General features: G+C 65.6%; 16 protein-coding genes. 2 read left to right on the top strand and 14 right to left on the bottom strand.

The genetic code is table 11. The features are described from left to right. Nucleotides 1-10 precede the first annotated feature (10 nt). The 10 genes from Q8T13_06460 to rpsU form a co-directional block, all read right to left on the bottom strand. Nucleotides 11-1,162: a hypothetical protein gene (locus Q8T13_06460; protein ID MDP3717390.1), complete on the bottom strand. Its 1,152-nt coding sequence runs from the start codon at nucleotides 1,160-1,162 to the stop codon at nucleotides 11-13. Continuing rightward, nucleotides 1,159-2,397, bottom strand: a complete 1,239-nt coding sequence (locus tag Q8T13_06455) for a glycosyltransferase family 4 protein (GenBank protein MDP3717389.1) — start codon at nucleotides 2,395-2,397, stop codon at nucleotides 1,159-1,161. The genes Q8T13_06460 and Q8T13_06455 overlap by 4 nt, the downstream gene beginning before the upstream one ends. Next, nucleotides 2,394-3,452 carry a glycosyltransferase gene (locus tag Q8T13_06450; protein MDP3717388.1) on the bottom strand — a complete coding sequence of 353 codons (1,059 nt, stop codon included), beginning with the start codon at nucleotides 3,450-3,452 and terminating at the stop codon, nucleotides 2,394-2,396. The genes Q8T13_06455 and Q8T13_06450 overlap by 4 nt, the downstream gene beginning before the upstream one ends. Further along, entirely contained in the window at nucleotides 3,449-4,717 is a 1,269-nt protein-coding gene (locus tag Q8T13_06445; GenBank protein MDP3717387.1) for a glycosyltransferase, read from the bottom strand. Before Q8T13_06445 ends, Q8T13_06450 begins: the two co-directional genes overlap by 4 nt. Next, the gene (locus Q8T13_06440; GenBank protein MDP3717386.1) at nucleotides 4,717-6,360 is read right to left on the bottom strand and encodes a glycosyltransferase; all 1,644 of its coding nucleotides are present in this window, start codon (nucleotides 6,358-6,360) and stop codon (nucleotides 4,717-4,719) included. Before Q8T13_06440 ends, Q8T13_06445 begins: the two co-directional genes overlap by 1 nt. Beyond that, nucleotides 6,357-7,439, bottom strand: a complete 1,083-nt coding sequence (locus Q8T13_06435) for a hypothetical protein (GenBank protein ID MDP3717385.1) — start codon at nucleotides 7,437-7,439, stop codon at nucleotides 6,357-6,359. The genes Q8T13_06440 and Q8T13_06435 overlap by 4 nt, the downstream gene beginning before the upstream one ends. A 10-nt stretch (nucleotides 7,440-7,449) precedes the next feature. Beyond that, nucleotides 7,450-8,736 carry a DUF362 domain-containing protein gene (locus tag Q8T13_06430; protein MDP3717384.1) on the bottom strand — a complete coding sequence of 429 codons (1,287 nt, stop codon included), beginning with the start codon at nucleotides 8,734-8,736 and terminating at the stop codon, nucleotides 7,450-7,452. A 7-nt stretch (nucleotides 8,737-8,743) separates the two neighbouring features. Continuing rightward, nucleotides 8,744-9,640 carry a decaprenyl-phosphate phosphoribosyltransferase gene (locus Q8T13_06425; protein MDP3717383.1) on the bottom strand — a complete coding sequence of 299 codons (897 nt, stop codon included), beginning with the start codon at nucleotides 9,638-9,640 and terminating at the stop codon, nucleotides 8,744-8,746. Then, nucleotides 9,641-9,979 carry an STAS domain-containing protein gene (locus Q8T13_06420; protein ID MDP3717382.1) on the bottom strand — a complete coding sequence of 113 codons (339 nt, stop codon included), beginning with the start codon at nucleotides 9,977-9,979 and terminating at the stop codon, nucleotides 9,641-9,643. Nucleotides 9,980-10,095: 116 nt separating this feature from the next. After that, the gene (gene rpsU, locus Q8T13_06415; protein MDP3717381.1) at nucleotides 10,096-10,293 is read right to left on the bottom strand and encodes a 30S ribosomal protein S21; all 198 of its coding nucleotides are present in this window, start codon (nucleotides 10,291-10,293) and stop codon (nucleotides 10,096-10,098) included. Nucleotides 10,294-10,506: 213 nt separating this feature from the next. Here rpsU and purD point away from each other — a divergent pair, with 213 nt between their 5' ends. Beyond that, complete coding sequence (gene purD, locus Q8T13_06410) at nucleotides 10,507-11,826, top strand: phosphoribosylamine--glycine ligase (GenBank protein ID MDP3717380.1); 1,320 nt, start codon at nucleotides 10,507-10,509, stop codon at nucleotides 11,824-11,826. A 34-nt stretch (nucleotides 11,827-11,860) separates the two neighbouring features. On the opposite strand, the gene Q8T13_06405 is transcribed toward purD, so the two are convergent. Genes Q8T13_06405 through Q8T13_06390 form a run of 4 tightly spaced genes read right to left on the bottom strand, consistent with a single transcriptional unit; the run spans nucleotide 11,861 to nucleotide 15,717 of the window. Beyond that, complete coding sequence (locus tag Q8T13_06405; GenBank protein MDP3717379.1) at nucleotides 11,861-13,066, bottom strand: alpha/beta hydrolase-fold protein; 1,206 nt, start codon at nucleotides 13,064-13,066, stop codon at nucleotides 11,861-11,863. A gap of 8 nt (nucleotides 13,067-13,074) precedes the next feature. Then, entirely contained in the window at nucleotides 13,075-14,127 is a 1,053-nt protein-coding gene (gene rlmN, locus Q8T13_06400; GenBank protein MDP3717378.1) for a 23S rRNA (adenine(2503)-C(2))-methyltransferase RlmN, read from the bottom strand. Between the two features lie 49 nt (nucleotides 14,128-14,176). Further along, on the bottom strand, nucleotides 14,177-14,986 hold the full coding sequence (locus Q8T13_06395) for a hypothetical protein (GenBank protein MDP3717377.1): 810 nt from the start codon (nucleotides 14,984-14,986) through the stop codon (nucleotides 14,177-14,179). Nucleotides 14,987-15,042: 56 nt separating this feature from the next. Beyond that, nucleotides 15,043-15,717, bottom strand: coding sequence for a CDP-alcohol phosphatidyltransferase family protein (locus Q8T13_06390; protein MDP3717376.1), 675 nt, complete (start codon nucleotides 15,715-15,717; stop codon nucleotides 15,043-15,045). A 112-nt stretch (nucleotides 15,718-15,829) separates the two neighbouring features. Between Q8T13_06390 and Q8T13_06385 the strand changes: the two genes are divergently transcribed. Next, nucleotides 15,830-17,098, top strand: a complete 1,269-nt coding sequence (locus Q8T13_06385; protein MDP3717375.1) for a pitrilysin family protein — start codon at nucleotides 15,830-15,832, stop codon at nucleotides 17,096-17,098. The last annotated feature ends 25 nt before the right edge of the window (nucleotides 17,099-17,123 follow it).

Here is a 17,123-nt window from a genome sequence, read left to right as displayed (position 1 = left end):
TGAACTCCTGTTACTTGATCGAGATTGCGCCGGCCTTGGCGAGCGCTTCGAGATACTGCACGACCGCCGGCAGGCCCACCGGGCTGAACTCGGCCATCACCGCGTCGCGAATGTCGCTGATGGTGCGCTTGCCGTCGATGAAGTTGACGATCTCGTAGGCGACGTCGGCGTGGTTGGCGAGCTTGAGCACGGCCGAATCGGCCGTGCCGGCCGCACCGGGCACGCGCGTCGGCACGCGCTGGTCGTCACCGCCGCGGCCACGGATGCGTTCCGCCGGAGGCACAAACGGCGAGCTGGTGATGCCGAGGCTGGTCCATACCGACGCCACACCCTTCTCCATGTCGGCCATGCGGCTGGCCAGCGTGGCGTCGAGCGGCGTGGGCATGAACCGCGCCAGCGAGCGAATGCGGCGATGCTCGCGATCGATCGCCTGGCCCATCAGGATCAGCACATCGGCACCGGCCCGCTGCGAGGGTCCCATCTGCGCCACCGCCCGCCGCCCATCTTCGGCAAGTCGTGCGTGCGCGCCGATCATCAAGTGCGACAGCAGCGCTTCGGCGCCGTCGTTCGGCAGCGTCGCCAGGAAATAGGCGGCCGCGGCGGCGGTGGCCGCCACGTGATCGCGCGAGGCCCAGGCGTTGACGACAATCGTCGTCGTCGGAATGCCGTAAGGGTCGAGCCGCAACTGCCCGAGATCCTCGAACGGCCGCATCTCGGCCACGTAGCCGTTGCGGCGGATCAGCACCTCGACGACTTCGTCGGCGATGGCCGCGGTTGACCAAGGCGCACGCACGACCTGCAGCGGACGATCCGCCAACTCGGCGACGTGAATCGCCGCCTTGGCTCCGGCGATCATCGACTTGTCGATCGCCGAGGCGACGCGAATCGATCGGGCCGGCGGCGGGATGGTCTTGCTGGCGACCAGCGCGCTCAGCTTGCGGGCGGCGCGCGAAGCCGCCGCGCACTCGTCCTCGCGGCACGTCAGCAGGATCCAGCCGGCCGCAGGGTCGGTTCCCGTCGTCTGTGGAGACGACTCCGCCGTCAGCGGCTGCTCATCGATCGCCGACAGGATCGCCGGCGCCAGCAGGGTTTCGGCCGGCGTTAGCGGCGCCCGCTGGCCGAACTGCCAGGCCAGGGCAATGGCAAGCAGCAGCGCGATCATCGGCGCAGCGACCCGATCAGGCGGTCATACTTCGACAGGATCACGTCCCACCGGTAGTTGCGCTTGATGTACTCCTTGCCGTTGCGGCCCATGCGATCGCGCATCCGCTCGTCGGCCAGCAACAGCTTGGTGCACTCCAGGAACTCTTCCCGGTTGGCGTAGTACAACCCGGCGTTGCTCTTCTCGCAGTGGTCCACCAGCACTTCCGAGCGCGCGTTACACAGGATCGGCGTGCCCACCGCCATGGCCTCGAGCGCCAGCAGTGACAGGCTCTCGAACGGGGAGGGAACGACGACGATGGTGGCGGCTTCGAGGGCCTGGAGGCGCTCGCGCTCCGAGAGCAGGCCGGCAAAGCGGACCCACGGCACCTCGGGCAGCTGCATCAGCTTCACGCCCATCAGGGTCAGGGCCGCTTCGCCGCCCTGTTCCTTGTAGCTGGTGAAGTACTCGATCAGTTCCTCGCAGCCCTTGCCGGCGTCGATGCGGCCGCCGTAGAGCAGGAACTGGCCCTGCAGCCGGTGCCGCCGGCGGAACTGCGCACCGCGCGTCCGCAGGTGCTGCGGCAGGCGCTTGTGAATCTCGTCCTCGTCTTCCGGCTCCGGCTCGTCCGCCTGGGCGCCGTCCTGCAGCAGGTCCACGCCGCAGCCGACGGTCTCTTCGGCCGCCGCGCGGAACTCGAACGTGGTCTTCAGGAAGTTCTTTTCGACCTCGGTATTGAAGGCGACCGCCGACGGCTTGGCGAACATCTCGCGGTAGATGCCAAGGTGAATGGCCGGCTCGTCGTGCGCGGTCGGCACCAGGATGCTGCGCGCCGGATCGACCGCCAGGCCCAGCACCGTCGGCGCATACAGGTAAGTGAAGAAGATCATCGCGTCGTATTGCCGGTGATGCTTGTTCAGGTACTCAATCAGCTGCGGGCACCACGGGCCCTGCTGCTCGAGCCACGACATTTCGTCTTCCCGCGTGTGCGGGTGATGGAAGATCCAGTCTGAGTACTGGTTAAAGGCGTTGATGTCGCGGGTCTTCGCGTTCTTGAACCGCCGCACCGTGACGCCGCGAATGCGGTCGGTGCCCTCCGGGTATTCGTTCTCCCAGGTGATGTAGTCGCGGGCACAGGTGGTCAGCACCTCGACCTCGTGCTTGGCGGCCAGCCGCTCGGCAATCAACCGGCAGTGATATTCGGAACCGCCGAGAATCTCGGCGCCGTAGCGTTGAACGATGAATGCAATCTTCACGATGTCAGCCTTTCGAGCTCGCGGCAGATCCGGGCGTCGCCAAAGTCATTCAGGCGGGCGCGCTGTCCGGCTATCACCTGGGCCCTGAGCGTGTCGTTGTAGGCGAGCTCCCCCAGGAGCTCGGCGGCGTATTCGAGGTCTTTCGGCGCAAACTGCACGCCGGCTCCGCCGAGCGTGTCGGGAACGGCGGTGGAGGAATAGGCGAGGACGGGCACATCGGCGGCCATGGCCTCGAGCAGGGGGACACAGAACCCCTCGTGCTCGGAGAGCGAGATGTAGACACTGGCCATGCGGTAGTAAGTGGCAAGGTCTTCATCGGGCACCGGTCCGGTGAACAGGAAGCGGCCCGGCGGCATGCGGTACTGGGCCAGCAGGGCCTGAATAGTGTTGAAATAGCGCGGCACGGCGTCGGTGCGGCCGACGAAGATGAAGCGATACGACTCGTCCACGTAGCGCTTGTAGTGCTCCGCGAGCTTGATGTGGTCTTCGATTCTCTTGTTCGGAGCAATCCGGCCCACGAACAGGAAATTGAGGAAGCCGTCGGTCCTGAGCACCGCCTCGAGCGCGGGGCGCCGCGGGGCCGCCGTGATCCGACCGGTGTCGATGGCGATGGGGAAGACACCGGTGTTGGTGAAACCCATGTCCTCGAGTTCCTGCCGGTTGTACTCCGAGTCGCCGAGCGCGACGTCGGTATGGCCGACCAGCGACTTCAAGTCCTCGCGGCTGAGCGCGCACAGCCGGAAGATATTCGCATCGTAGCCCGCGAAAAAGTGCGCCGGCGTCACGTTGTGGTACTGCAGCACGCGTCCGCGGGGCAGCCTGGCGAAGGCCGCCGTCATCGGCGAGACGAGCGCGAAATGAAAAATCGTGAGGTCGCCCGACCCGGCCGCCGGATCGGTCCAGTCCCGCACATCGCCACGCAGGTCGTCGTCCATCGTCATGGCGTAGATCTCTGATTCGTGGCCGAGTCCGCGCAGCAGTCCCCGCACGCGGCGCGCCGAATCGCCGATCGCATCGCCCCGATGGGCGGCGGGCACCCATTGATTCACGATCATGGCCGGGAGTCGGGAGTCGGGAGTCGGGAGTCGGCGGGCTGCTCGGTTCCCGGTTCCCGACTCCCGGTTCCCGAGGGTTCGGCGGGCAACGCCAGGAAGGCCGACGGGCGGTAGGCCTTGATCTCGGCGAACTCTTCGGCCAGCTGCACTTGATCCCAGAAGTCGAACGCCACCGGCGGGTGGGGACGGCGCGGCGTGGCGAGCAGCTGATCCACGAAGGCGAGCAGCGTGCCGTCGAAGTCCCTGGCTTCGAGGCGATCGAGCGCCGCGTCCTGGCCGTCAAGAATGCGCTCGCGCATGGCGCGATCCTCGACCACCGCGTTGACGAGCGCCGCGACCGCCACCGGATGCTTGTCCGAGTACAGGATGCCGGCCCCATCCATGGTGGCCGGCACCGCGGTGGCGGCATACGCGATCACCGGCACGCCCATGTGGAAGGCCTCGATCAGGGGCACGCAAAAGCCCTCGTGCTCGCTGGCGCACAGGAAGACATCCGCCAGTTCGTAATAGGCCGTCAGCTCCTCGTTGGACACGTGGCCGGTGAAGTGGACGTCCGAGACGCCGCAGTCGGCGATGAACTGATGCAGCAGCGTCAGGTAACGCTCGAAGCCCGACTGGGCGCCCACGAGCAGCAGGCGCGATCGCGGATTGAACCACTTCTTGTACGCCTGGAACGAGCGGATGACGTCCTCGAACTTCTTGTTGGGAATCACGCGCCCGACGAACAACACGTTGACCCAGTCATCGTCAAACTGCCCGGCGTGCACGTAATTAGCGGGGCCACTCAGGTGGCTGAACCCGGGCACGACCGGCAGCACCCCGGTGACCGGGAAGCCGAGGTCCGCGAGCTCCTGGCGGTTGTACTCCGAATCGCCCAGCGCCAGGTCGCAGCGGTCTCGGTAGAGCGCCAGCTCGCGCCGTCCGCGAAAGCACAACTGCACCAGCTCCTTGTGGATGTCGACGAAGTATTCCGGCGGCGTGATGTTGTGATACACGAGCGCCATCCGCTCGGGCAGTGCATAGGCCACGCGCGATGCCCGCGAGCCGATCGAGAAATGGTGAAACAGGATGTTGTCGGGGTGGCTCGCATCCACCAGGTCCCGGTAGTCGAGCGTCAGGTCCTCGAGCCGCGGGTCAGCGGTCTGAACAAAGATCTCCGACTCGTACCCGGCCGCCCGCAAGACGCGCTGAATCCCCAGCACCTCGTTGCCGATCGCGTCGCCGTAGCCGAGCGTCGCGAGCACCTGGTGAATCGCGATCGCCACTACTTTGCCCCGCGACCGCCGCCGTTGCCGCCGCCGCCGGGCCTTCGTCGGCGCTGCGGGCGCCCTCCGCGCCGTTGCTCACGTCCGCGGTTGCCACCTTCAGGACGCCCACCCTCTGGGCGCGGGCCCGGTGGCTTGCCCTGAGCGGCGTCGAGGGGCTTGCGGTTGGCGTCCGGCTTTGACCGGCCGTCCGGCCGTGGACCACGCTGATCACGACGCTGATCGCGGCGCGGGTCACGCGGCTGGAACTGTGGCCGCTCGGGCTGCGGCGGCCGGCTCGGCGCCGGCGATTGCGAGACAGCGGGCCGCTCAGTTCTCGCGCTTCGCCCGCTTCTCACTTCCGACTTCTCACTTCTCGCTTCCCGATAGGCCCCGGTCGGCAGTTGCTTGACGATGCTGTCAGCGGGCGGCAAGGTGCGGCGCCGGCGGCTGAACCAACCCGGCATCGGCTCCATCGTCCGCGACGGGGTCTCTTTCGACAACTGCTCCAGCATCTCGACGTACTTCTTCTCGATCACCGGCCAGGCGTAGTTGCGCTCGAAGAACGCGCGCCCGTTCCGGCCGAGGGCTTGCTGCAGGTTCGGCCCGGAATCGATCGCGCGCATGGTCTCGGCGAATTCGTGAAAGTTGTCGTAGAACAACCCGGCGTTGCTGCGGAGGCACTGGCCCTGCAGCACGTCGCACTTGGCGTTGGCGAGTACGGGCTTGCCCATCGCCCACGCCTCGAGCGCCACCATCGACAGGCTTTCGAGGTACGACGGCATGATCAGCACTTCGGCCGCGGCCATCGCGTCGTACTTGTCCTGATCTTCGAGGAAGCCTAGGTGGTGAATGCGCGGGTGCGTGGGAATGGGCACGTGCGGTGTGCCGACCAGCACCAGGTGCATGCCGTCAACCAGCGCGGCGCTGTAATGCTCGAAGAAGTTGAACAGCTCGACGCAGCCCTTGTTCTCGTCGATGCGGCCGACGTAGATCGCAAAGCGATCCCGGATGTCGAACTTCTGCCGGAAGCGGCCGCCGTTCGAGCGCTCGGGGATCTCGGAACCGACGCCGACCACCACGCCCGGCACCGACTGGTTGTTGGATACGCCCTGGATCAGCGCGCGTTCCTCGAACGAGTTGTACATCAACGCGCGGATGCCGCGGAACACCGGCGGGAAGATGCCGAGCCCGAGCGCGCCATCGCGTTCCGCGGTCGGCACCAGGATCGCCTTCGAGGCCACGGCGCGGCAGCCGTAGAACGAGTGGTGATAACGGAAGCTGAAGAAGATGAAGAAGTCGTAATCGGCTTCGTGCGCCTTGATGTGGTTGATCAGGGCCGGGCTGGTCGGGCCTTCGGCGTCAAGCCACGCAAGCTCGTCGCCGAGCGAATGGCGCTTGGTGAATACGGTGGCCGACCACTTCCCGAATTCAATCGGGTCGCGTTCGACCGCCACCGGGAAGCGGTGGACGGTAATCCCGTTCACGAGCTCCTTGCCTTCCGGCAGCTCGTTCTTCCAGGAAATGTAGTCGCGATGCGCGCACGTGGTGAGCACCTCGACCTGGACGTGCTTGCCCAGGTGCTCGGCCACATAGCGGGCATGCTGCTCGGCGCCGCCGTTGATGTCGGCGCCGTACCGCTGGACGACGACCGCGACCTTCACTGCTCGCCGTTATCGTCGGAAGAGGGGAGGTCGCGCCGCGGCTCGCCCGGGTCCTGGGGAGCGGCGGCGGACTCGCCGCGGGTGTCCGAAACCTGTTCGGAGGCGGAGGTCTGGGCGCCGCCCACATCCTCCGGGCCGCCCATGTCGTCGCCGCCGTCGAAGCCTTCGCCGTCGTCGGGCCCATCCGACTCGCCGGCCTCGAAGGCCTCGCCGTCCTGGGGACCTCCGGGCTGCCCGGCCAGGGCCGCACCGCCACCCACTCCGGGCGAGCCCGGCAGGCCGGTCCCACCGCGCCGGCCGCGGCGTCTTCGCCGGCGCTTGCGGCTGCCATCACCCTGGGCGGCTTGCCCCTGGCCCTGGTTCGGTTGATTGCCGGCCGGGACGAAGCCCTCGAACGACCCGGCGGGGGCCGGCGTCGCGGCCGGCTCGTCGTCCTCGCGTTCGCGTTCGCGCCGCGCCGGCGCATGAATCACCTCGGGGCGGTACTGGACCACGCCTTCGAGCGCCCGCACCCGGCGCTCGCTGAAGTCGAGCCGGCTCGACAGCGATTCGACGCGCATCCGCAGGTTCTGGGCCTCGATGCCCATGCGGGTGGTCTCGAGCACCAGGTTGTGCAGCACCTCGTAGTAGAGCGCGTTCCACTCGGCGCGCGAGCGGTCGAACTCGATCTTCCGGCGCGACTCGCGCTTCAGCAGGTCGACGTTGAACTGCGACTGCGTATGGAGGATCTGGTTGAGCACGTTCGGGTTGAAGAACAGCTTCAGGATCGGCATCAGCAGCTTGCGCATGAAGCGCAGCGGCGCGCGATGCGAGGCAAACAGCGTCTGGTCGTCGAAGGCGTAGGGCGCCTCGATCGTGGGCGGCTCGGTGGTGACCGCCGGCCGGCTCTTGCGGAACTGCTCGAGCAGGTCGGAGCGCAGGTTGCGGGGCTCCAGGAACTTCTCGAGCCGGACGCTGGCCAGCTCGCGGATCTGATCTTCGGTGTAGTCGGCGCCGCGCTTCTCGAGAATGCGGGCGCGGATCTGCTTCATGATCTGCTCGACGTCGACCGACTCGGAACGAATGGTGAACTCGCTCATCGACTGAACCTCAGGACTCGGACTTCGCCTGCTGGCGGCGTTTCCGGCTGGCAAACTCGGGCGCCTCTGCGATGCAGGTGCCGAGAATGCCGATTGATTGCTTGAATGCGTGCATGCCGGCACGCGTGATTGCGGCGGGCGATTCGCCCACCTGCGGATAGCCATTGGCGTCGGGTGTCAGCTGTTCCCAGTTCTCGAACAGCCGTCCCCACGGGCTCGCCAGGGCCTGTTTCATCTGGCGCTCGGCGTTTACCGGGTACCAGTAGCTGTCGTGGTAGATCACGCTCGCGATGTATGCCCACGGCGCGAGCACCGTTTTCAGCGACCACTCGATCGGCTTGCGCAGGGGTCCCCAGTAAATGTGGTGTTGCATCTTCGACGCGAACGTCATCTTCTTGAACGGGCCGGTGAACTGCCAGTTCTCTTTCGCCGCCTCGACGTCGCCGACGATCTCGATCTCGCGCGGGTCGCCGCAGCCGAGGCCGAGGTCGTGCGCCATCCGGATGTACTTGATCGACATCGGATCCATGCCCATCAGCTTGGCGGCCACCGCATCGATCGCGACCTGGTCGGCGCTGGCCAGCATCACGTTCTTGACGTGCGGCACCATGCAGCGCGGCCCGGGGCCGTCGCCGGCGAAGGTGCCGTCCATGACCGCGAACACGCCGCGGTGGATTTTCTTCTGGATCATCAACAGGTCGACCAGCGTCTCGTGGATCACCGGGTGGGTCCAGTGGCGGCGCTCGTTCAGCAGCCCGCCGAAGGCGTTCTTCATGGCCCCGGTCGTGGTCGTGAAGACGTGGGTCTTGACCGTCGGCAGGTGGATGATGTTCTCCCCGATGAAGCGCTTCGGGATCATGAAGCCGTCGGGGTAGACCTGCTTGAGGCAGAGGAACTTGTCGGCCAGCTCGCTGCCGACCGCCTCGCGGACGTTGAGCCACGGTTCGTCGCCCTCGTAGAGGTGCACGTTGCGGATGCCGTGCGCCTGCACCACCGGCAGCTGCTTGTTCGCTTCCTCGCCGAGGTGGGCGTCGATCACGACGGTGCGGTTGTGGCAGGCATGGATCAGGGCCGGGTCGTAACCGTCCTGTTTCATGGCGCGGATCACGCCATCGAGCTGCCACGGCGTGGTCGAGCAGCCGGGGAAGAAGAAGTGCCACGAGATGTTGATCTTGAGCGCGGTATCGGCGTCCCGGGCGATGACGTCCTGGTACCCGGCAAGGTTCATGACCGCGTGCGTGTCCTTCAGGACCGTCGCGGGCGAGGTCTTTCGAATGGCGACTGTTGAACGCGTCACGTCTCAGTTACGACGCGTACGGCCGATAGATGATCGTGACTACCGCGATGCCCCACAGCGCTACACAGCTCAGCAGCGGGCGATCCCGCAACAGCAAGTCCGACGGGCTGCCGCCACCGTGCTTGCGATGCACGAGGTACAGGTACCGGAAGATGCCGTAGATCGGAAAGGGCGTGGTCAGCACCAGCAGGTGGGTGCCGAACCGCTCGGCTGTGTCGGGGCTCGCGCAGTAGATGATGTAGACGACGAGTGTCGCCGCCGCTACGATCGCGATCATCTGATCGAGCAAGTACGGATCGTACTCCTCCAGAATTCGCCGGTGTCCCGAGGCCCCATCGGCCAGCGCGGTGATTTCATGCCGCCGCTTGGCCAGGCCCAGGAACAATGCCAGCAGGATGGTGCAGACCAGCAACCAGTCGCTGACCGGCACTCCGATTACCAATCCACCCGCCACGGCCCGCAGCACGAAGCCAATCGCGATCGACATCACGTCGAGGATCACGACATGCTTGAGCGTGTGCGTGTACAAGGCGAAGAGCGCCAGGTACGCCGCGGCAGCTACCGCAAACAGCGGCCGCAGCGCGTATGCCGCGGCCAACGCGACGACGCTCAGCCCAATCGCCCACCCGAGGGCGGTGCCGGCGCCGAGCGCGCCCGAGGCGATGGGCCGCAGCCGCTTGAGCGGATGCAGGCGATCGGCCTCTCGATCGGAAACGTCGTTGATCAGGTAGACGCTTCCGGACAACGCGCAAAAAATCAAAAAGGCCGCCGAAGCTAGCGCCAAGGCGGCCGGGTCGAACAATTTGACGGCAAAAACCAGCGCCGCAAAGACAATCAGGTTCTTGGTCCATTGATCCGGTCGCAGCGAAATGATCAGGTTCGCGACCGGGGACCGCGTCTCCACTTACTTGTAGCTCTTGACGGCTTCCGCCTCCGAATCGAAGGTGTCAAATACCGTCAGCAACTTGGTGATCGACAGCAGGTCTTCGATGCGCTTGGTCAGGTTCAGCAGCTTGAGGCTGCCGCCCTGGCGGCTGACCGTGGTGTACGTCCGGACCACTTCGCCCAGGCCCGCGCTGTCGATGTACGGCACGCCTTCGAGATTGAGCAACAGCTTCTTCTTGCCGGCGGCCAACAGGCTGTTGATCTTGTCCTTCAGCAACTCGTCGCCCTCGCCAAGGGTCATCTTGCCCTTGAGGTCGAGCACGGTCACATCGTTCACAGTGCGTTCGACGATTTCCATTCGCTTAGATCCTCTGCGTCGGTAAAACCCTTAGATCGTGGGCGTTAGCCGCCCTAAAAAGGTGTCGAATGTTACCACGAGAAAAGGGTTGGGGCCCCTAAAGACCCCACGCCCCGTTATTCGGTCTCGCGGCGAGCCTTCTTCCGATTGCGCTTCCGGGCGAGCGCCTGCTTCGCGCGGCGCTTGTCACCCGGCTTCAAATAGAAGGAGTGCTTCTTGATGTCCTTGATGATGTCTTCCTGCTGCACCTTGCGCTTGAAACGTCGCAACGCGCTTTCGATCGACTCACCCTCTTGCAATTTCACTTCGGCCATCTGTAGTCACCCCCTTTCGACCAGTTTTCATCCAAATCATCACATCACGAGATTTGGGCCCCTTGCCGGTCCGCGACCGACGGGACAAGTATGCTAGGCTATCACAAACGCAGACGGGGCCGCAGATGACACAGATAACACAGATAAATCTAGTGTTATCAATGACATAGATGGCTACAGCCCACCCCGGAAGTCAATCGCCCTAAACCGCCAATGCGCATCCTCATTATCGGCTCCGGCGGGCGCGAGCACGCCTTGGCCTGGAAGCTGGGTCAAGAACCCGGGGTTGACTACTTACTCTGCGCTCCTGGCAACCAAGCAATGTCTGTGGCGTCCGGCTTTAGCCGGACCATGCCCATCAATACTGAACCACTCGACATCCTGGATCTCGATGCCGTGGTTCAGCTGATCGCCCGCGAACGCATCGACCTGACGGTGGTGGGACCCGAAGCGCCACTGGGCCGCGGCCTGGCCGATCGACTGGCCGCCGAAGGCCGCCTGGTCTTTGGCCCGACCCGCGCCGCCGCCCAGCTCGAGACCAGCAAGGCGTTCGCCAAGGATTTCATGCAGCGGCACCAGGTGCCCACCGCGCACTATCGCGTGTGCACCTCGGCAGACCAGGCGCTGGCGGCCATTCGCTCGGGTGAGTTTGGTGACGCACTGGTCGTGAAGGCCGACGGCCTGGCCGCCGGCAAGGGAGTGGTCGTGGCGCCCGACCGCGCCACCGCCGAGGCCGCCGTGCAGGCGGCCATGGTCGATCGCAGCTTTGGCGACGCCGGGGCGCGGGTGGTTCTGGAGGAACTGCTCACCGGTCCCGAGGTCTCGTTCTTTGTCGTGGCCGCCGGCGTGGACTACGTGTCGTTGCTGTCGGCGCAGGACCACAAGCGCATCTTCGACCACGACGAAGGCCCCAATACCGGCGGCATGGGCGCCTTCTCGCCCAGCCCGCTGATGACTGCGTCGCTGCAGGCCCAGGTCGAGCGCGAGATCGTCCGGCCCGTCCTCGAAGGAATGGCCGCCGAAGGCACACCGTTCCGCGGCTTTCTCTACTGCGGGTTGATGCTGACGCCTGACGGCCCCAAGGTGATCGAGTTCAACGTCCGCTTCGGCGATCCCGAGGCGCAGGTCGTGCTGCCGCTGCTGACCGAGCCGCTCGCGCCTGTGTTGATGGCCGCCGCTGAAGGTCGTGTGGCCGACTCCCGACTCCCGACTCCCGACTCCCGGCACGTGTCGGTGGGCGTCGTCCTTGCCGCCCACGGCTATCCCGGCGAGGTGCGCTCGGGTGACGTCATCACCGGCCTGGACGAAGTGGCGCGCGACTGTTCCGACGTGATGGTGTTTCACGCCGGCGTGAAACTGCGTGGCGCTGATCTGGTCACGGCCGGTGGGCGCGTGCTCACGGTCGTCGGGACCGGATCCTCGTTCAAGATCGCCATCGCCCGCGCCTATGAAGCGGCCAGCAAGATCCACTTCGACGGCATGCAGTTCCGCCGCGACATCGGTCAAAAGGCCCTGGCGAGCCCAAGAGCATAAACAGGAGTTCAGGAGTCCAAGAGAATATTTCTCTTTATCTCCTTGGCTCCTGTTGATGTTGCAGCAGCGCGTTGATCGCATCGTCCAGGTGATTGCGGAAGGTGTTGGTGTTGTGCCCTTCCGACACTTCCAGGTAGGTGACCGGCGCGTTCACGCCGTCGAGCGTGGTCCGCAGCCGGCGGGCGCCGTCGACCATGGCGTCGTAGACGCCTCCCAACACGAAGAACCGGATCGATACGGCGGCGGCCCGCGCGTGCGCCTGGTTGGCAATCACCGACGACACCTGCTCTGGCGGGGCAAGCGCGGCGCACAAACCGAACACAGCCGGGAACTCGACCGCGAGATCGACCGCGCCGTAGGCGGCAAGTGAGCTGCCGAGAACAATGCGGTGGTCCGGCGCCGGGAAGGTGCGGAAGCGTTTGTCGATCTGCGGCACGAGTTCGCTGGTGATGAACGCCCGCCACCGCGGGTTACGGGTGTACTCTTCCTGCCGATCGCCTGGCTCCGAGAACACTGCGATCACCGGCGGAATGGCCTTGCGCGCGATGAGCCGGTCCAGCACGCGCGGCACGTCCATCCTCTCCACGTAGTTGCCGCCGTCGAGGACGTACATCACGGGATACAGCGTGTCGCTCGCCGCATAGCCAGGAGGCAGGTAGTACCACACGCGCCTGGGACCCAACAGCTCGCGCGAGATGATCGTGTCGGCAATCAGCTCGCCGGCCGGCGCGGGCGTCTCGTCATCCACTTCCGGGTTGGCGACCCAGAACGGCATGCGAACCTCCGAGCGCGGCCCGGCGTAAGCCTGCACCGCCCGCGGGTTCAGCGGATCGGCCGCCGTCTCTTCGTCGAAGAAGAAGACGTACTCGGCGCGGGCATTCGTGTACGCCGTGCCTTCAAGGTACGACCACGTCGTCCCGTCGACGCGGGTCATCTTGCCGATGGCGGCGTCGTAGCCTTGTGGCGTAGCGGCCCACGCGTTGAAGTCGCCGACCACGCGCGGGGTCTTGCCGTTGACGTCCCTGGCGAAGAACACCAGCCGGGTCTGGTTCTCGATGATCGGCGTACCGCCCCTGGCGGCGATGAACTTCTCGATCGCCGCGTCGCGCTGCTCCGACTCCATGCCAGGCAATCGCCGCTTGAGCTCGGCCCACGACTGCGGCTCGCCGGCGCAACCGGCCGCAACGAGCAGCGCGAGGACGCCGGGTGTGGTTTTCCACAGCCATCTCAGGAAAAGCACACCCGGCGTCATATCACCGCCACCTTCTTGGTTGATTGCCCCTCGACAATGAGCTGGCCACAAGCGGCTCGGATATCGCGTCCGCGGCTCTTGCGCACCGACACGTTCAGTCCCTTGTCGGCGAGAATCTTGGCAAAGGCGTTGATTACCTCATCCGACGGCCGCTCGAACGGAATGCCTGGGGCGGCGTTGAGCGGCAGCAGGTTGACCTTGGCCTTGACGCCCGACAGCACCTTCACCAGCTGGCGCGCGTCCTGCGGCGAGTCGTTCACGCCGGCCAGCATCACGTATTCGAACATGATCCGGCGTCGCTTGCTGAGCGGGAACCGCTTGCAGGCGTCGATCACGTCCTGCATCGAGTATTTCTTGTTCGACGGCACGATCGCCGCGCGCGTCTCTTCGGTGGCGGCGTGCAGCGATACGGCCAGGTTCGGCATCAGGTCTTCGCCGGCCAGCTTGTCCATCATCGGCACCAGGCCCACCGTCGAGAGCGTCACCCGCTTGGGGTGCAGGGCCAGGCCTTCTTTCTCGTTCAGCATCCGCAGCGCCTTCATCGTCGCGTCGTAGTTGTGCAGCGGCTCGCCCATGCCCATGAGGACGATGTTGAAGGACTTGTCGAGCAGGTCGAGCGACCGGGCGAGCAGCCGCACCTGGGCGGTGATCTCGGCGGCCGACAGGTTGCGGACCAGCCCCATCTTGCCGGTCAGGCAGAACGCGCAGCCCATGGCGCAGCCGACCTGGGTGGACACGCAAAAGGTCTGGGCCGGTGTGTCGGGAATGAAGACCGCTTCGATCTGCTTGCCGTCGGCCAGTTGCAGCACGAACTTCTGCGTGCCGTCGGTCGAGACGTCGCGCTTGATGATCGAGGGGAGGGAGATGGTCGCCTTCTCAACGAGGGCCGCGCGCAGTTGCTGGCCGAGGTCGGTCATCTGCGCGAAGTCGGTGACGCCGCGGCGCCAAATCCAGCGGTAGATCTGCTTGGCGTGAAAGCGCTTGTGGCCCAGCGACTCGACGAAGGTTTCGAGGTCGCCCAGCTCCATTCCGGCGAGGTCGGCCAGCACCCCTTCAGTGTAGCGCGTGTCCCGCCGAAGCCATTGGCGAAGGCGGACCCTAGTTGGCGAACCGCACGCGCATGGACGTCAGCGTGCGGGTCAGCGAGTCGCGCGCGGTGCTGTTGACCACGGGCCGGAGGAACGGGCTGAACAGGAACGGCAGGTTCCGGCTGAGCGTCAGCGATTCCACTTCGACGACGACCCCGTCGCCCACTTGCTTGTAGCGCCAGTACGAGTAGAGCCGCCACATGAAGCCGTGGTCGTTGCCTTCCGGCAACGCCCGTTCCTGCGGCGTCCCCGCGTTTTCGACCTCGACGATCCTGGTCGAGATGCTGTTGCTCAGTGCCCGGTCGGCCGCGATGCGGCGATAGGTGGTGTCGTACTCGGTGTCGTAGACCACCGTGATCAGCTTGGTGCGGCGCAGGCGCAGGAACAGCTTCTGCGAGTTCTCGCCGGTCTGCACCACGCGCGACGACAGCACGTCTTCCTGCTTGTGCTTGTCGGCCTGCGGCTCCTGCAGTGTCTTCAGCAGCACGTCGAGCTTCACGTTGGGCACGAAGCCGGTGCCGCGCCAGTGGTTGATCATGCCGCCCTCGACTTCGATCTCGCTCGCGGCGCCGTCGCGCGCAACCGCCCGCGTCACGATCACCTCGCCGCGGCGCAGCCGTTCCATCGACTTGGCCAGCTGTGCCTCCGGCTGGCGCTCGATGTCAAGGAAGGGCGAGTCGTCGCGCAGCTCCCTGTCGATGCGCGCCTCGATCGCCGCGGCATACCGGTTGAAGCCCTCGACGGTCTTTGCTTGCAGGATAGCCTCCATCGGTTCGGCCGACGCGGAGGTGGCGACAAGGACCATGAGCACAACGGCCATGGCCCGGAACCCGAATCCCGACAAGCAGTGCCCTCCCGACAAGCAGTGCCCTCCCGTCATGATCGGATGGTCTCCTCCAGGTAAAGGGCGTGGGCGTTCCTGACGCTCGTGATGACGAAGGTTACGACCATCCCTGCTACTCCCACAATACCCCCGAGATCGAACAAACGGAGCTCAACCAGGCCGAACGGCCGGATCACCGGCGAGCTGATCAGGGCGAAGGCGCCGGCCACCAGCGCCAGCCTCAGTTCGGTTGGCCCAATGCCGAGGAAGGCCATGTTGAACATGCCGCGGGCGTGGGTCGCCAGGTAGGATTCGGCCGACACCAGGAAGAACGCCGCCACCACCAGGACCGCCACCACCGGGCTCATGTGCCCCGAGGCGGCCAGCCCGGCAAACACCAGGGCTGTGCCGGTCAGGTCGATGACGTGGTCGAGGTAATAGCCGTAGCGCGGCCGCAGCTGGTTACGGACGCGGGCCAGGGTCCCGTCGAGGCTGTCGCCGAACCAGTTCAGCAGGAGGCACAGCGCCACAAGACCTGCACCGGCAACGGGATGGGACGCGGTCAGCCAGAACGCGAGGCCGGCGCCGGCCATGGCCGCCAGCCCGAGCGCAGACAGGTGGTCGGAGTGGATCCAGCGCGGCAGGTGCTCGGCCATCCAGATGAGCAGGCGTTTCTCGGACGCGGCAAGCAGGCTGGTGTTCCGGCGCGTATGGGTGGCGAATGACATCTCGAATCTCCCTTGTTTCGAAATGTGCAAATGGCGCCCAACGCGGCTCAAGTGATATGATCGCGCAGTAATTCTTTCTGCCGTAACCACTTAGTCTGCGGCAGGTTCCCACGTGTCCGAGCCCAACATCCGTCGCGCCGTCCTTGCCAACGGTGTCCGTCTAGCCACCGAGCGGATGCCGCACGTACGCTCGGTCGCCATCGGCATCTGGCTGACGCGCGGTTCGCGTCACGAGCCGACCGAAAGCATGGGCATCGCGCACTTCGTCGAGCACATGCTCTTCAAGGGCACGCCGACGCGCTCGGCCGAGGAAATCGCGCAACAGGTGGATTCGATCGGCGGCCAGATAGACGCCTTCACCTCCAAGGAGTACGCCGGCTACTACTTGAAGGTCCTCGACGAGCACCTGCCGCTGGCGGTCGAGATTCTCGCCGATCTGATCAGCAATCCGCTGATGGCCGACGATGACATCGAGAAAGAGAAGAAGGTCATTCTCGAAGAGATCAAGATGGTCGAGGATACGCCCGACGATCTGGTCCACGAGATCTTCGCCGAGGGCTTCTGGAGCGGCCACCCGCTCGGCCGTCCCATTCTCGGCACGCCGGCCAGCGTGAACGCGCTGACCCGCGACACCATCACCAAATACTTCGCGAACACCTACGTGGCCGGCAACTTCGTCGTCGTGGCCGTCGGTAACCTCGAGCACGACCAGGTGCAGTCGCTGCTGGAGAAGGCGCTCGCGCACATTCCGCATACCGGCCCCGACGCCGAGCACACGCCACCGGTCGTGGCCTCGACCATCCAGATTCGCAAGAAGGACCTGGAGCAGAGCCACGTCGTGTTCGGGACGCCGGCCCTGCCGCAGCACCATCCGGAACGCTACGCCGGCTACGCGCTCAACACCACGCTCGGCGGCTCGATGAGCTCGCGCCTGTTCCAGAACGTGCGCGAGAAGCGCGGCCTGGCGTACTCGGTGTTCTCGGGGCTGTCGTCCTACCAGGATGCCGGCGCGCTCAGCATCTATGCCGGCTGCGGCAACGACTCGGTCGCGGAGCTGATCGACGTGGTCGTCGCCGAACTGCGGCAGATGAAGCTGGGCGGGCTTGACCCCATCGAACTGCGGCGCGCCAAGGATCACCTGAAGGGTTCGCTGATGCTCGGCCTCGAGAGCACGTCGAGCCGGATGTCGCACCTGGCGCGCCAGGAAATGTACCGCGACCGCACCGACGGGCTCGACGAAATGCTGGCCGCGATCGAGCGGGTCTCGGCGGAAGACGTGTTGAAGCTCGCCGACCGGTTCTTCGCCCCCGGATCGCTCGCCGTGACGGTGCTCGGAAACGTCAATGGTCTGCAGGTCACCCAGGAGCACCTTGCACTCTAAGCACATGATCGACTCCCGACTCCCG

It is taken from the genome of Acidobacteriota bacterium (assembly GCA_030697165.1).
Lineage (GTDB): Bacteria > Acidobacteriota > Vicinamibacteria > Vicinamibacterales > UBA2999 > 12-FULL-67-14b.
The sequence above is the reverse complement of the archived record's forward strand: the minus strand, read 5'-3'. Positions and strand labels throughout refer to the sequence as shown.

What these genes read in the sequence shown, in the direction of transcription:
- Q8T13_06460 (MDP3717390.1), bottom strand. Translation starts at nt 1,162, where the DNA reads ATGATCGCGCTGCTGCTTGCCATTGCCCTGGCCTGGCAGTTCGGCCAG.
- Q8T13_06450 (MDP3717388.1), bottom strand. Translation starts at nt 3,452, where the DNA reads ATGATCGTGAATCAATGGGTGCCCGCCGCCCATCGGGGCGATGCGATC.
- Q8T13_06435 (MDP3717385.1), bottom strand. Translation starts at nt 7,439, where the DNA reads ATGAGCGAGTTCACCATTCGTTCCGAGTCGGTCGACGTCGAGCAGATC.
- Q8T13_06420 (MDP3717382.1), bottom strand. Translation starts at nt 9,979, where the DNA reads ATGGAAATCGTCGAACGCACTGTGAACGATGTGACCGTGCTCGACCTC.
- rpsU (MDP3717381.1), bottom strand. Translation starts at nt 10,293, where the DNA reads ATGGCCGAAGTGAAATTGCAAGAGGGTGAGTCGATCGAAAGCGCGTTG.
- purD (MDP3717380.1), top strand. Translation starts at nt 10,507, where the DNA reads ATGCGCATCCTCATTATCGGCTCCGGCGGGCGCGAGCACGCCTTGGCC.
- Q8T13_06395 (MDP3717377.1), bottom strand. Translation starts at nt 14,986, where the DNA reads ATGGCCGTTGTGCTCATGGTCCTTGTCGCCACCTCCGCGTCGGCCGAA.
- Q8T13_06390 (MDP3717376.1), bottom strand. Translation starts at nt 15,717, where the DNA reads ATGTCATTCGCCACCCATACGCGCCGGAACACCAGCCTGCTTGCCGCG.